This window comes from Arthrobacter sp. B0490 (assembly GCF_002929355.1).
Taxonomy (GTDB): domain Bacteria; phylum Actinomycetota; class Actinomycetes; order Actinomycetales; family Micrococcaceae; genus Arthrobacter_D.
Genome location: NZ_PJIR01000008.1, coordinates 63,892 through 77,508 on the forward strand (window position 1 = coordinate 63,892; position 13,617 = coordinate 77,508).

Consider the following 13,617-nt stretch of genomic DNA (forward strand, 5'->3'; position numbering starts at 1 on the left):
CCTCCGGCGGGAGGCGGGGCCGCCGCGTATCCCGCCGGCGCACGGCACCCGACGGGCAGCACCGGGCTCACACATCTCTACCCTCCGCGAGCCCCGGCTGGACCCGCGCTCCGGCCTCGGGCGACATACACTGGAGCCAGGAGTGCTGTGTTCCAGGCTCCTCGTCCGGTTCAGCCACTAGCCGCGATGCCTACTCACCCCTGCGCGGGGTCGGAAGTTGTCACCGTGAGAATCGCACCGGACCCTGCCTGCCCAAGCATCATCCGTGCCCCTGCGGGGATCGGATGAGGGAGTCGACGAGCGGCCGCCGGACGCATGAGGAGCAGCGCCGGCTCACGCTGCTCGCGATCGAGTCCTCGGGACTGATGCTGCACGAGGTGTGGCTGCGGTACTTCGAGTACACCGGCGTCGCAGGCCAGACCGAGCTCGAAGCCCACCTGCAGGGACTCGTGCCGCTCCCGGCGGAGCAGGCGGACATCCTCTCGCACGCGGTCAACGAACTCATCGACGAACTGCCTCCCGTGCCCCGCGCCCCCTACAGCGACGAGGGCATCCTGCCGGCGGATCCCTGACCGGGCGACCCGGGGATCTGACCGGCCACGGTCATCCCGCGGCGGTACTGGCCCTCACCACGAGTTCGCTGACCGGCATGGGCCGGGTCTGGAAGGTGCCGGTCTCCAGCAGCGCCAGCAGGAGCTCCGCCGCCACCCGCCCCTGCATGCCGGGGTTGCGGGACAGCGCCGTGACGGCCGGCGACGCCAGCTGGCAGTGCAGCGAGTCGTCCCAGCTGACGAGCGCGACCTCCTCGGGACAGCGCAGTCCGAGCTCACGGAGGGCGAGCAGTCCGCCCATGGACATGAGGTCGTTGCCGAAGACCACCGCAGTGATCGGCCGGTCGCCGGGATCCCGTAGAAGGGACACGACGGCGTCGTGCCCCGCACCGAGCGCATAGTTCCCCTCGAACGGGACCACCTCCATCCCGTGCGTAGCGGCACACGCCGCCACGCCCCCGATCCGCTCCTCCTCGTGCAGGAAGGTGCGCGGCCCGGACACGTGCGCGACCCGACGGTGCCCGAGGTCGTGGAGGTGGCGGACGATCGTGGCGGCGTCGACGGCGTGGTCCGTCGTCGTCCCGGAGAATGCGGCCGGCCCCGCCGATCCGGGCGCGCCGTGCAGCACGAACGGCATGCCCAGCCGGTCGAGGAGGGCGGGACGTGGATCGTCGTGGAGGTGGTCGAACACCAGGACGCCGTCCACCTTCCGCTCGCCGGCCCAGCGCTCGTAGGTGGCGCGCTCCTGCGCCGGATCCTTGCCCACCATCCGCAGCATGAGGGCCACGTCCCCCGCCGCCAGCGCGGTCTCGATCCCGGCCAGCATCGCCATGTAGTACGGCTCGGTGTCGATCAGGAGGGGATCGGCGGACAGGACCATCCCCACCGCGCCCGCCCGGGACCGGGAGAGGGCGCGCGCCGAGGAACTCGGGTACCACTCGAGTTCCTCGGCGAGGTCGAGGACGCGACGCCGGGTCAGTTCGCTGACACCCGGCTGGCCGTTGAGGGCGTAGGACACGGATGCCTTCGAGATGCCCAGCCTCCTCGCCAGACCGGCAATGGTTTCCTTGGCCATGGCTCCCACAATAGCCCCGGGATTTGCTTGACCCGCTCCCGCAGATCCCCTAGGTTCGTGTAGTGCCTGAACCGGTTCAGTGACCCCTTTTCTCAGCGAGGAGAATTCTCCGTGACGTACTCACTCCAGCTCTACACACTGCGGACAGCACTGGGGGAGGACCTGCCGGGCACCATCGGGCGCGTCGCCGCGCTCGGCTACACCGCCGTCGAGCCCTACAACTTCGTCGCCACCGCCGACGAACTCGCCGCCGCCCTCTCGGAGAACGGACTCACAGCCCCGTCCGGCCATGCGCCGCTGCTCCGTGCCGACCAGGACGAGATCTTCGAGGCGGCTCGCAAGCTCGGCATCGGTACGGTGATCGACCCGCACGTGGAGCGGTCCCACTGGACGACGGAGGTGGACATCAGGGCCACGGCGGACGCCCTCAACGCGGCAGCCCGGAAGGGCGCCGGGTACGGCATCACCGTCGGCTACCACAACCACGAATTCGAGCTCGAGGAGCGGATCGACGGCACGTCCGCGCTCGAGGTGCTCGCCGGTCACCTCGACCCCGAGGTGGTCCTCGAGGTGGACACCTACTGGGCCGCCGTCGGCGGTGAGGATCCCGTGGCACTGCTCCGCCGCCTCGGTGACCGCGTGCGCTTCGTCCACATCAAGGACGGCCCGCTCACCAGGAACGACAAGGAGCAGGTCGCCGTCGGTTCCGGCAGGATGCGCGTCTGGGACGTCCTCGACGCCGCCCCCGGACTGGACGCCGCCGTCGTCGAACTCGACGATTTCGAGGGCGACATCTTCACCGCCGTCGCCGACAGCCTCACGTACCTGAACGAAGGACGAAAATGAGCGTTCGAACGGGAGCGCAGCGGACCGGGCCCGTCGGCATCGCCGTCATCGGCGCGGGGGTCATCAGCAAGGAGTACCTGACGAACCTGACGGGTTTCCCGGACGTGACGGTGCACGTCGTCGCCGACATGTTCGAGGAGGTGGCAGCCGCCCGTGCGACCGAGTTCGGGGTGCCGTCCTCCGGCGGCGTGCAGGACGCCCTGGACCACCCCGACGTCGAGATCGTCGTCAACCTGACCATCCCCGCCGCGCACGTCGAGGTGGCCACCGCGGCCGTCAACGCGGGCAAGCACGTGTGGAGCGAGAAGCCCTTCTCCCTGGACCGGGAGAGCGGCATCGGGCTGCTGAAGACCGCCGACGCCGCCGGGATGCGCCTCGGCTGCGCACCCGACACGTTCCTCGGGGCGGGACTGCAGACCGCACTGCGCCTCGTGGCGCGTGGCGACATCGGAGTCCCCCTGACGGCGCTGACCCTGATGCAGTCCCCGGGCCCCGAGTCCTGGCACCCGAACCCCGCCTTCCTCTTCCAGGAGGGCGCGGGGCCGCTGTTCGACATCGGGCCCTACTACCTGACGACCCTCGTGCAGACCTTCGGTGCCATTACGAAGGTGGCCGGGTTCGGCTCCAGGTCACGCGGGACGCGGACCATCGGTTCGGGCCCGAAGGCGGGCGAGGTCTTCGACGTCACGGTCCCCTCGCACGTCAGCGCCATCGCCCAGTTCGCGGACGGCGAGTCCTCGCAGAGCATCTTCAGCTTCGACTCGCCGCTCAAGCGGGCCGGCTTCGTGGAGGTCACCGGGACCGAGGGGACGCTCGCGTTCCCCGACCCGAACAACTTCACGGGTGACCTCCTCCTCACGCGCCGTGGAAGCGACGCGCCGGAGGTCGTCCCCGCGGTCGGCGCGACGTCGACCCGCGGCAGCGGTGTGCTCGAGATGGCGCGCGCCCTGCGCGAGGGCCGTCCCCACCGCGCCCAGGGCGAGACGGCGTACCACGTGCTCGACGCCATGGTCTCGATCTCCGAGAGCATCCAGACCGGCGAGTTCGTCTCGCTCTCGAGCACGGCGACCGCTGCCGATCCGCTGCCCGAGGACTGGGACCCGTACGCGTCCACCCTCTCCTGATCCCGGCGGGCGCCACGAGTCGCTCCGTGGCGACCGTCGTCCAGGCCCGACGACGGTCGCGTGCCGTCAGCATCCGCCGGCCCCGCCTCCCCCTCCCCGAACGGAGGAGCCACCGATGACCTGTCACCCTGCTGATGATCGTGATGCTTCGATGCCGTATCGGCGGGTGGGGGTGAGTGGGTTGTTGCTGCCGGCGGTGTCGTGACGGACCGGTACCCGGGCGGGGTGCCGGAGGATGCGCGGGCGGCGGCGGGGACGTCGTTGGATCGGGGCCTCCAGCGTCGCTCAGCTCGAGGACGGCCTCACCGCGGTGGAGCGCCTGGACCTCACGGCCGAGGAACCCAGAAGCATCGACGAATACGCCGTCGAGTCCGACATCGACCTCTGGGCCTCCGCCCCCGAGGCACGACCGACGGGCCCGTCCAGGGCCTGTCATCGGCCAGGCCCCCGGCATCGGAGTCACACTGGCGTAGGCTGGAAGCCTGCGGACACGTTCGCGTCACCTCTGGCGCCGTCCGCGAGGAGGCAGAATTGGTACAGCGCATGGCAGACCCCACGTATCGGGACCAGCAATGGGAACAACGCTACGATCCACGGATAGAGGACGTGAACCGGCTGTGCGACACGCTGGCCGAGTCGAAGCCCGGATCAGTGGTCCCCTACATCGATCCCATCCACGACGTGGATGGCTGCAAGATCGTCAGTCTCTTCTCCAGCCCGGGAGCGTCGCTGCCCTCGGGCTTCGTCTCGTTCGAGAACGACGACCCGAGTTCCATCCGCATGGCGGGGATCTACGAGGCAGTAGGCCTGCAGCCGGATGCGGTCATGCCATGGAACGCTTACCCGTGGTACCTGCCGGAAGGCAAGGAGCGGGCCCTGACCATGGAGCAGATCGCCGACGGCGTGAAGCCGCTGCTCACGTTCCTGCAGCAGGTGCCGCGCGCCTCCGCGCTCGTCGCCCACGGAGCCGACGCCCACAAGGCCGCGCGTCGCCTCATGAAGCTGGAGAATCGCGCCATCGCGAAGCGCGGATTCAAGATCTACGAAGTCCGGTCCCCCGGCGAGCGCGCCTTCAAGGGGACTCCCGCCAGCCAGGAGCAGTGGCTGAAGGACATCCAGTCCGCCTACACCGACGCGATGGGCAGGGCGGGCATCCGCGCCCGCCAGTCCATCTGATCAGGCGCTGAAGGCGCCGTCGGCCGCTCCGGTTCACGAGCCGGGCGGTCGACGGCGTTCCTGCGGGACCGCTGCCGCCGCGCTCCGCCCCGCCGCGCTCCGCCCCGCCGCGCTCCGCCCCGCCGCGCTCCGCCCCGCCGCGCTCCGCGCCGCCGAGGGCCCGCTACGGCGTCTTGCCCACCCAGGACTCGGCGGCCCGTCCGAGTGCCAGCCCCCGGAGGGTCGCCGCGATGTCCTCGAGGGACTGCTGCACCCAGTCGAAGGCCTCGTCGTCGGCCGAACGGTCTCCGGCCGGGGGGACGCACGCGCCGTGCGCCCGGGCGAGGCGCGCGATGGTCTGCTCGAGGGTGTCGAGGAGTTCGGTCGATTCGAGGGCGAGATGATCGGCCGCGGCGCCGGCGTCCTGCGCGAGACCGCCCGGCGCGAGGAGCGCGGTCCGGGGAGAGGCTGCCGCGTCGAGGGACGTCGGAGCAGCCGGGCACTGTGTACTCATGAGAGACCTTTGCTGGGTCAGGAAAGCGCCCAGTAGTTCCCATGGGCACACGACATTGTCAGGGACAGTCTGCCATCCGAAGCGCACTGTTCATGCCAAGTCCGACGCAGGACTTCCGCAGCTCGCCCGAAGGACCCCGCGGCGCGGTCCGCCGCCGGCGGGCAGCCCCGCGGCCGCTACTGCTCCCGCTTGGTGGTGAGGTAGGTCGACCCGTCCGGATTGCGCACCACGGTCCACTGCTGCAATTCCTCCTGCCGGCGCCGCTGTGCCTCGTCGTCACGGTACACGATCGGCCCGGTGGTGGTGCCACGCGCGGCCGGCCCGAAGAACATGCGCAGTTTCCCCGTGGCGCTCATGAAGCGTGAGGACAGGGGTTCCTTGTTGCTCATCTCGGGGTCTCTCCTGGTGTCGTGCGGACGGCGTCGGTGCGCGGCGAGCCGGGGAGTTCCGTCCCCGTGGCGCGGATGATGGAGTGCATGGCGTCGTTGAGGGCCTCGACCTGTTCGCGTGTCAGTCCCAGCCGTTCCATCATGGTGGCGGGCACCTGGCGCGCCGCCGAGCGGAGGTTCCTGCCCGCCTGCGTGAGGCCGACGGCGAGGGCCCTCTCGTTGCCGGGGACGCGGGTGCGGGTGAGCAGGCCCTGGGCCTCGAGCCGCTTGAGCATGGGGGAGAGGGTCGCGGACTCCATGGCGAGTGCCCGGCCCAGGTCGCGGACCGTCCGGGGGCTCTTCTCCCACAGCGCGAGCATCACGAGGTACTGCGGGTGGGTCAGGTCGAGCTGCTCGAGCACCGGGCGGTAGGCACCGACCACGCTCCTCGAGGCCACCGACAGCGCGAAGCACAACTGCCGTTCGAGCAGCAGATCGTCGTCAAGGGTCGTCGTCATTCGTCCTCCGGATTTCACCGCACCATTAGGGCGCTAACGGTTAGTGTACTACCGTTCCAGGTCCGGTCACGCACGAGCTCCGGTACGGGCCGGTGATCGTCCGCCGGGCCCCCGGACCCCGTCCGTCAGGTGAAATTCTCCGTCACCATGAACTCGTGGCCGCGCTGCACGAGCTCCTCGAGGACCCCGAGTTCCACGCCTGCGAGGGAGGTGATGTACAGGCACCCGGCGCCGCGCCGGTGACGGCCGAGTCGCGGCAGCAGGTGCTCGGCCTCCGGGGCGGCCAGCAGCCCGTAGAGCGCCTGCGCGGAGGCCCTCGGGGAGAAGCCGACGGCCAGGGCGTCGCCCTCGTGACCCGAGGCGTACCTGTAGTGGTACTGCCCGAAACCGATCATCGTCGGCCCCCACATCACCGCGGGTTCACCCGTCACCCGGCCCATCAGGTCGAGCAGCACCTCGGCGTCCCTGCGGCGCGTCGGATGCGCCACGGTACCGATGAACTCCACCGGGTCCTGCTGCGTCGGCTGCGTACGGAGTTCGGCCATGTCCTGCCCCCTTCACGGCGCCCGGGTGGCTCCGTCCCCTCACTCTAGGACCGGAGCCGGCAGGCCAGAAGTGTCGGTGGCAGTGGATATCGTCGAGGCAAAGCCCCACCGTCGAGAGGTCGTATGCTCCAGGCCAGCAAGTTGCTCCAGATCAGCCGGATCTACGTGGAACCGGCCGCCGCCGAACTCCCGCGCGGCAAGGAGATCCTCGCCCGGTGGCCCGACGCCGACGTCGTCGAGGTCGCCAGTCACTGGCGGATCCCGGAGCTGAGCGGTGACGAGGCGAACGTGCGCCGCTGGGTCCGCATCAAGACCGAGGCGCTGATCGTCGGCGTCAAGAAGAGCCTCACCGCCAAGCCCAACGGACGGTCGGCGGACTTCATCGCGCCGTCCACCGCGAACGGTTGCGCGATGGCCTGCGCCTACTGCTACGTCCCGCGCCACAAGGGCTACAGCAATCCCATCACGGTCTTCGCGAACATCGACCAGATCAGTGGCTACCTGGAGCGCCACGTGGCACGTCAGGGCATCAAGCTGGAGCCCAACCAGTGCGACGAGCACGCATGGGTGTACGACATCGGCGAGAACAGCGACTGCTCCGTGGACGCACTCCTCAGCGACAACGTGCGGGACCTCGTGGACCTCTACCGTGACCTGCCCACCGCCAAGCTCTCCTTCGCCACGAAGTACGTCAACCGGGACATGCTGACCTGGGATCCGCAGGAACGCACGCGCGTGCGCTTCTCGCTCATGCCCGAGCGGCTGGCCCGGACGGTGGACGTCCGGACCACGCCCGTCGGGGAACGGATCTCCGCCATCAACGACTTCGCGGAGGCGGGCTACGAGGTCCACGTCAACTTCTCCCCGGTGATCATCACTCCCGGGTGGCAGGAGGACTGGCGCGAGCTCTTCCGGCAGGTCGACTCTGCACTGTCGCCGGCGGCGAAGCAGCAGCTCGCCGCGGAGGTCATCTTCCTGACGCACAACCAGCAGCTGCACGAGGTCAACCTGGGATGGCATCCCCAGGCCGAGGAGATCCTCTGGCGGCCCGACCTCCAGGAGACCAAGCGCTCCCAGAACGGTTTCGCCAACGTGCGCTACATCGCCTACGAGAAGCGCGGCTACCTGGACGAGTTCCTCCGCCTCGCCGCCACCGAACTGCCCTACTGCCGCATCCGCTATGCCTTCTAGGCCGGGCACGGTGCGGCGTTCCGGCCTCCGAGCCGCCCGGACCGGGTGGAACGCACCCGGAGGACGCATACTCGGAGGATGCCCGTGAGCACCGACTACCAGGACCCGGCGTGGCACCTCGCCCCCGAGCTGCCGCGCCCCGTCATCATGGACCAGTACTGGGCGGACGCGGTGTTCCTGCACTGGCGGATCGACGTGCGCGCGGTGGCCGCCTACATGCCGCCCGGCGTCGTGCCCGACGAGGTGGACGGGTCCTCGTGGGTCGGCCTCATCGGCTTCCGGATGATCGGCGCGGGGCTGGGCAGGGGCCTGCCGGTGCCCTACTTCGGATCCTTCACCGAGATCAACGTGCGGCTGTACTCACGAGGACCGGACGGCACCCGCGGCGTCGTCTTCGTGACGCTCGACGCCTCGCGCCTCGCCGTCGTGCTCGCCGCCAGGGCCGGCGGCATCCCCTACGTCTGGTCGAGGTGCTCACCGCTGGCACACGGGACGGGTACGCAGCAGGAGTACGGGTACGCCGTCGAGCGGTACCGCAACCAGGCGGGGTCCCGTTTCGCCGTGCGGCCGGACCCGGAAGCGACGGCGGAGGACACGCTGTCGCTGGAGCTCACGGCGCGCTTCGGGCTGCACAGCACGCTCGGCGGGCGTACCCTCTACATCCCGAACACCCACACCCCGTGGCCGCTCCGTCCCGCCACGCTGACCGAGTTCGACGACGGACTCCTCGCCGCGGCGGGGCTCCGCGTGGAGGGTCCGCCCGAGTCGGTCCTGTTCTCGCCCGGGGTGCAGACGCAGTTCGGCAAGCCACGCGTGGTTCCCCGTCCCTGACCGGTCCCCCTGGCTGCACTGCCGCGCCGCTGCGCCGTCCCGAGGACGGCCGTTTCCGCAGGAGGGACCAGGTTCGGCCTCATGACCGTTGCGCGATTCCCCACCACTGTCCTCGACTGCCCCGACCCCGCAGCGCTCGCGGCCTTCTACGGTGAGATGCTGGGCTGGACCAGCGACGTGGAGGACGACTGGGCCGAGATCCGGGCGGACTACGGGCAGAGCCTGTGCTTCCAGAAGGTGGAGCACTACACCGCGTGGCCCTCCTCCGAGCGACCTCGGCAGGCACACCTCGACCTGGTGGTGGACGACCTCGACGAGGCGGAAGCGGCCGTGATGGCCCTCGGTGCGAGCAAGCACGAGCACCAGCCCGGAACCACGTTCCGCGTGTTCCTCGATCCCGCGGGCCACCCGTTCTGCCTCTGTGTCAGCCGAATCCGGGTCGCAGGCGAGCCTGCAGGGGGTTCAGCCGAGGGAGATGCCCGAGGGGCGGATGCTGAGGGACTCGATCGTCGACTCACGCGTCGCGTCGACGGCGAGCCGGACGGCCTTGGCCACCTGGTCCGGCTGGATCCACGCCTCCGGCTGGTAGTCCTTGCCCTCCCAGGCGTGCAGTTCCTCCTGCATGTCCGTGGCGACCCGACCGGGGTGGATGGAACTCACCCGTACGCCGTGCTGGCGCTCCTCGTCCCGCAGGGCGTCCGTGAAGGCACGCAGTGCGAACTTCGTGCCGCTGTACACGGCCGAACCCGCTCCCGAACTGAAGCCGGAGCCACTGTTGATGGTGATTACCTGGCCGCGGGCCGCTCGCAGGGCGGGCAGGAGCGCCCGCGTCAGTGCTGCGACCGCGAAGACGTTCACCTCGAAGCTCTCGCGCCAGGCGTCGTCGGAGAGTTCGGCCACGGAGCCCATGCGCAGGACCCCGGCGGAGTGGACGAGGACGTCGATCCGGGGGATCCCGGCGACCGCGGCGGCCACCTGTCCGGCGTCGCGGAGTTCCGCCGCGAAGGGTTCCGCCGACGGGAACGACGACGACAGGTCCGCCAGGGCGGTCAGGTCGCGGCCACCGAGGAGCAGGTGGTGGGTGGAGGCGAGCTCGTCGGCGATGGCGCGGCCGATGCCGCGGGACGCGCCGGTGATGAGGGCGACGGGGTTCGAGGACATGGGAGCAACCCTAGCAATGCGCACCTGCGGGCGCGCAGGGTCCGCCTGCCGGGAGGCCGACCACGCTGTCGTTCCTGGTTCTTCGACGGCGAGATGCGCGGCGATGGGCGACACGCCGATGGAACGCCCGCTCGGGCTGGCAAAGGCAGGAACGACGGCGGCCGGCCGCAGGCAGGCACATCGGTACCGACGCCCTCCTGCGTGCACCCGGCGCGGCGGCCCGACCCGGAGGGGCTCGAAGGTGACCGCCCGTTGACATCCGTGGTCTGCGTCACTCATGATCACGAGACAACAAATGTTCACTGGGAGACAACAAGAAGACAGTAGAGGCCCCATGCCCAACGAGTTTTTGACGGACAAAGACGTCCTCACGGCGGCGACCGCCCTGGTCGACGCCTTCCGCGCCACCGACACGCGCGCCTATTTCGGCTCCTTCGCCGAGGATGCGACCTTCGTGTTCCACACCGAGCAGCGGCGGCTCGACAGCAGGGGCGCGTACGAGCAGCTCTGGGCCGGGTGGCTCGCCGACGGCTGGCGCGTGACCGGGTGCATCAGCAGCAACGCGCGCGTGCAGCTCCTCGGGGATACGGCGGTGTTCACCCATGACGTCCGGACGACCACCTCGGTCGACGGCGTCTCCGACACGACCCGGGAACGCGAGACGATCGTGTTCCGCCGCTCCGGGACGGCCGTCGAAGCCGTCCACGAGCACCTCAGCCCGATCCCCGCCGACGCCCCGGAAGAGGGTGCGTGATGACGACCAGCCCGTCCGCCTACCGGCGCCTGTCCGACCACCTCGACCAGAACTCCGACGGGTACGGGCCCCTCCGGGGCACCCTCGGAACGGTGCGCATGGGGATGATCTGGCTGGCGGCCAACCTCGTCGTCACGACCCTGCTGACCGGGACGCTGTTCGTCCCCGGCATCAACTGGGGCCTGGCGGTCGGCATGATCGTCCTGGGCACGTTGATCGGCGGGTCGGTCCTCGTGCTCGTCGGCAATATGGGCACCCGCACGGGCCTGCCCACGATGTCCCTCACCAAGGGGTCCTTCGGGCTCCGCGGGTCCTTCCTGCCGGTCGCCGCGAACGTGGTGACCCTGATGGGGTGGAGTTGGGTGCAGGCGATGCTCGCCGGGGTCACCGTGAATTTCCTGGTCGAGCAGGCCACCGGTTTCTCGAGCCCCGTCCTGTTCTCGGTCCTGTGCCAGCTGCTCGTGGTGTGCCTGGCCATCTTCGGCCACGCGGGCATCGCGCGGGTCGAACCGTGGCTCGCCCTCGTGATCCTCGCGTTCATGGCCTATATCTTCACCACCGCGTTCCTCGCGCACGGCCCGGCCGACTTCTCCGCCATCCCGCAGGATGCCGCCGCCGGGTGGACCCCCGTCGCCGCGCTCGACGTCGTCATCGCGACCGCGATCTCCTGGACCGTCCTGTCCGCCGAGTTCAACCGCCTCGCGCGGACCCAGGCGGCAGGGATGATCGGCTCGGGCATCGGGTACACCCTGTCCACCGTGCTCGCCATGACGCTCGGCGCCACCGCCATCGGGTACGTGGTGCTCGAGGGCGGCGAGGCGGTCGCGTTCGATCCCACCGTGATCGTCGCCGCGTTCGGGGCTCCGCTGGCCGTCGTGATCTTCCTGTCCGTCATGGCCACCAACACCATGGTCGTCTACGGCATGGTGGCCTCCGTGGTGAACATGGCGCCCTCGCGCAGGATCACGTTCCTCCCGACGGCGATCGTCCTGGGGGCGGTCTCGATCCTCGGCTCCACCTGGCTCGCCCTCCTCGACCGGTTCACGGCGTTCCTGACGGTCATCGGCGCGATGTTCATCCCCGTGTTCGCCATCATGATCGTGGACTACTACTTCGTGCGCTCACGCCACTACGGCCGGGACATCCTGCGGGGCCGCGACGGCGAGTACTGGTACACCGGCGGCGTGAACGTGGCGGCCGTCCTGGTGTGGATCATCGGGGCCGGCGCATCCCTGCTGCTGACGTACGTGGTCCCCAGCCCGATCGGGGCCACCATCCCCACCTTCGTGCTCTCCGCCCTGCTGTACCTCGGCTGGGCTGTGGCCACCCGGCGGATCGACCGCACGCGGCGGCCGCACGTCCACCTCCTGGACCTGCCCGAGACCGGGCGGACACATGCGGATCACTGACCTGTCCCAGCCGATCCGCACCGGGATGCAGGTCTACCCCGGCGATCCCGAGGTCACCGTGACCACGGTGGCGACCGTCGCCGAGGACGGGTACCAGGTGGCGTCCCTCCACGCCGGGTCGCACACCGGCACGCACCTCGACGCACCACTGCACTCGGTCCTCGGGGGCGAGGCGGTGGACGGCATCGACCTCGCACGGCTCGTGGGCCGGGCGCGGATCGTGCGGTGCGGGTCCCCCGACCCGCACGCGGTGATCCGGTGGGAGGCCGTCGCCGACCAGCTCCAGGATCTCGCCGGTCTCGCGATGGTGCTGTTCCACACCGGCTGGTCCGGACATTTCGGCTCGCCCCGCTACCTCGAGCATCCGGTCCTCGCGGTCGACGTGGCCGAGGCCCTGCTGGCGGCAGGCGTCACGGTGGTCGGCGTCGACACCCTCAACCCCGACTCCACCCTGCGGAACGGGGGCGTCCTGCCGTTCCATACGGTGTTCCTCGGCGCGGGCGGTGTGATCGTCGAGAATCTCGCGAACCTCGACGCGGTGGACTGGGACCGTCCGCTGGTCTCGGTGCTCCCGCTGGCACTCGAGGGCGCGGACGGAGCACCCGTCCGCGCGGTCGCCATGGATCCCGGCGCCGGTCCGGTGGAGCGAGGCTAGCCCGGCGCACGGACGCCCGGCCTCCGGAGGGGCGCGGGCGTCCGTGCAGGGGATCAGTCGGTGCTGGAGAGCACGGCGATCTCGTCGGCCGAGAGCTCGAGCTCCGAGGCCCGTGCCGAGTCGCCGATGCTCTCGGGGCGCGAGGCGCCCGGGATCGGGATGACCGTCTCGGCGAGCGCCAGTTCCCAGGCGAGGCATACCTGCTGCGGGCTCACGCCGCGCTGGTCCGCGATCTGCTGGAACGGCGTGAACTGCTCGCCGAGTCCGCCTGCCTTCTTGATGCCGCCCAGGGGACTCCAGGGCAGGAAGGCGATGCCGTTCTCGCCGCAGTACTGCAGTTCGTCCATGCTGGACCGGAACGCGGGCGAGAACTGGTTCTGCACGGAGACCAGCTTCCCGCCGAGGATCTCGTTCGCCTTGCGGATCTGGTGCACGGTGGCGTTCGAGATGCCCGCCATGCGGATGACACCCTCGTCGAGCAGCTCCTTGAGGGCGCCGATGGAGTCCTCGTAGGGCACCTCCGGGTCCGGGCGGTGGTACTGGTAGAGGCCGATCGCGTCTCCGCCGAGCCGCTTCAGGGAGGCCTTCGCCGCGTCCTTGAGGTAGTCCGGGTGACCGTCGAGCGTCCAGGATCCGTCGCCGGGTCGCAGGTGTCCGCCCTTGGTGGCGACGAGGACGCGCGAACCGTCCGAGCCGTAGCCGGCCAGGGCCTTCGCGATGAGCGACTCGTTGTGGCCCACCTCGTCGGCGTCGCGGTGGTACGCGTCCGCCGTGTCGATCAGGGTGACACCCGCGTCCAGGGCGGCGTGGATGGTGCGGATCGAGCGGTCCTCGTCCGGGCGGCCCTCGATGGACATGGGCATGCCGCCCAGACCGAGGGCGCTGACCGGGATTCCGCCGAGTGAGCGTTGCTGCATTGT

Annotated in this window: 16 protein-coding genes and 1 pseudogene; 10 read left to right on the forward strand and 7 right to left on the reverse strand. The window is 70.1% G+C overall.

Features of this window, described 5'->3' with window-relative positions; all coding sequences use genetic code 11:
- Positions 1-284: 284 nt before the first annotated feature.
- Positions 285-572, forward strand: coding sequence for a hypothetical protein (locus CXQ97_RS13065; RefSeq protein WP_104181304.1), 288 nt, complete (start codon positions 285-287; stop codon positions 570-572).
- Positions 573-603: 31 nt separating this feature from the next.
- On the opposite strand, the gene CXQ97_RS13070 is transcribed toward CXQ97_RS13065, so the two are convergent.
- Positions 604-1,626, reverse strand: a complete 1,023-nt coding sequence (locus tag CXQ97_RS13070) for a LacI family DNA-binding transcriptional regulator (RefSeq protein WP_104181305.1) — start codon at positions 1,624-1,626, stop codon at positions 604-606.
- Positions 1,627-1,737: 111 nt separating this feature from the next.
- On the opposite strand from CXQ97_RS13070, the gene CXQ97_RS13075 reads away from it, so the two are divergent.
- From CXQ97_RS13075 to CXQ97_RS13085, 3 genes are all read left to right on the forward strand, one after another.
- The gene (locus tag CXQ97_RS13075) at positions 1,738-2,472 is read left to right on the forward strand and encodes a sugar phosphate isomerase/epimerase (RefSeq protein ID WP_104181306.1); all 735 of its coding nucleotides are present in this window, start codon (positions 1,738-1,740) and stop codon (positions 2,470-2,472) included.
- Positions 2,469-3,596, forward strand: a complete 1,128-nt coding sequence (locus CXQ97_RS13080) for a Gfo/Idh/MocA family protein (protein ID WP_104181307.1) — start codon at positions 2,469-2,471, stop codon at positions 3,594-3,596. Before CXQ97_RS13075 ends, CXQ97_RS13080 begins: the two co-directional genes overlap by 4 nt.
- A gap of 543 nt (positions 3,597-4,139) precedes the next feature.
- Entirely contained in the window at positions 4,140-4,772 is a 633-nt protein-coding gene (locus CXQ97_RS13085; protein ID WP_104181308.1) for a uracil-DNA glycosylase, read from the forward strand.
- A gap of 163 nt (positions 4,773-4,935) precedes the next feature.
- On the opposite strand, the gene CXQ97_RS19535 is transcribed toward CXQ97_RS13085, so the two are convergent.
- The 4 genes from CXQ97_RS19535 to CXQ97_RS13105 form a co-directional block, all read right to left on the reverse strand.
- Positions 4,936-5,265, reverse strand: a complete 330-nt coding sequence (locus CXQ97_RS19535; RefSeq protein WP_146069648.1) for a hypothetical protein — start codon at positions 5,263-5,265, stop codon at positions 4,936-4,938.
- 176 nt (positions 5,266-5,441) lie between these two features.
- Positions 5,442-5,654, reverse strand: coding sequence for a hypothetical protein (locus tag CXQ97_RS13095; protein WP_104181310.1), 213 nt, complete (start codon positions 5,652-5,654; stop codon positions 5,442-5,444).
- Positions 5,651-6,151, reverse strand: a complete 501-nt coding sequence (locus CXQ97_RS13100) for a MarR family winged helix-turn-helix transcriptional regulator (RefSeq protein WP_104181311.1) — start codon at positions 6,149-6,151, stop codon at positions 5,651-5,653. Before CXQ97_RS13100 ends, CXQ97_RS13095 begins: the two co-directional genes overlap by 4 nt.
- Before the next feature lie 125 nt (positions 6,152-6,276).
- Positions 6,277-6,696: a DUF1801 domain-containing protein gene (locus CXQ97_RS13105; protein ID WP_104181312.1), complete on the reverse strand. Its 420-nt coding sequence runs from the start codon at positions 6,694-6,696 to the stop codon at positions 6,277-6,279.
- Positions 6,697-6,819: 123 nt separating this feature from the next.
- Here CXQ97_RS13105 and CXQ97_RS13110 point away from each other — a divergent pair, with 123 nt between their 5' ends.
- The 3 genes and pseudogenes from CXQ97_RS13110 to CXQ97_RS13120 all read left to right on the forward strand — a co-directional run.
- On the forward strand, positions 6,820-7,887 hold the full coding sequence (locus CXQ97_RS13110) for a spore photoproduct lyase family protein (RefSeq protein WP_104181313.1): 1,068 nt from the start codon (positions 6,820-6,822) through the stop codon (positions 7,885-7,887).
- A 147-nt stretch (positions 7,888-8,034) separates the two neighbouring features.
- Positions 8,035-8,718, forward strand: coding sequence for a YqjF family protein (locus CXQ97_RS13115; RefSeq protein WP_104181424.1), 684 nt, complete (start codon positions 8,035-8,037; stop codon positions 8,716-8,718).
- An 81-nt stretch (positions 8,719-8,799) separates the two neighbouring features.
- Positions 8,800-9,129: pseudogene (locus CXQ97_RS13120) on the forward strand (VOC family protein); the annotation flags it as partial.
- A 51-nt stretch (positions 9,130-9,180) separates the two neighbouring features.
- Here CXQ97_RS13120 and CXQ97_RS13125 read toward each other — a convergent pair.
- The gene (locus CXQ97_RS13125) at positions 9,181-9,879 is read right to left on the reverse strand and encodes an SDR family oxidoreductase (RefSeq protein ID WP_104181314.1); all 699 of its coding nucleotides are present in this window, start codon (positions 9,877-9,879) and stop codon (positions 9,181-9,183) included.
- 334 nt (positions 9,880-10,213) lie between these two features.
- Between CXQ97_RS13125 and CXQ97_RS13130 the strand changes: the two genes are divergently transcribed.
- The 3 genes from CXQ97_RS13130 to CXQ97_RS13140 are packed head-to-tail and all read left to right on the forward strand — an operon-like array spanning position 10,214 to position 12,697.
- Complete coding sequence (locus tag CXQ97_RS13130) at positions 10,214-10,633, forward strand: nuclear transport factor 2 family protein (RefSeq protein ID WP_104181315.1); 420 nt, start codon at positions 10,214-10,216, stop codon at positions 10,631-10,633.
- A complete protein-coding gene (locus CXQ97_RS13135) occupies positions 10,633-12,042 on the forward strand; it encodes a cytosine permease (RefSeq protein WP_104181316.1) in 1,410 nt (469 codons plus the stop codon). Before CXQ97_RS13130 ends, CXQ97_RS13135 begins: the two co-directional genes overlap by 1 nt.
- Complete coding sequence (locus CXQ97_RS13140; RefSeq protein WP_104181317.1) at positions 12,029-12,697, forward strand: cyclase family protein; 669 nt, start codon at positions 12,029-12,031, stop codon at positions 12,695-12,697. The genes CXQ97_RS13135 and CXQ97_RS13140 overlap by 14 nt, the downstream gene beginning before the upstream one ends.
- Before the next feature lie 53 nt (positions 12,698-12,750).
- On the opposite strand, the gene CXQ97_RS13145 is transcribed toward CXQ97_RS13140, so the two are convergent.
- Positions 12,751-13,614, reverse strand: a complete 864-nt coding sequence (locus CXQ97_RS13145) for an aldo/keto reductase (protein ID WP_104181318.1) — start codon at positions 13,612-13,614, stop codon at positions 12,751-12,753.
- Positions 13,615-13,617: the final 3 nt, after the last annotated feature.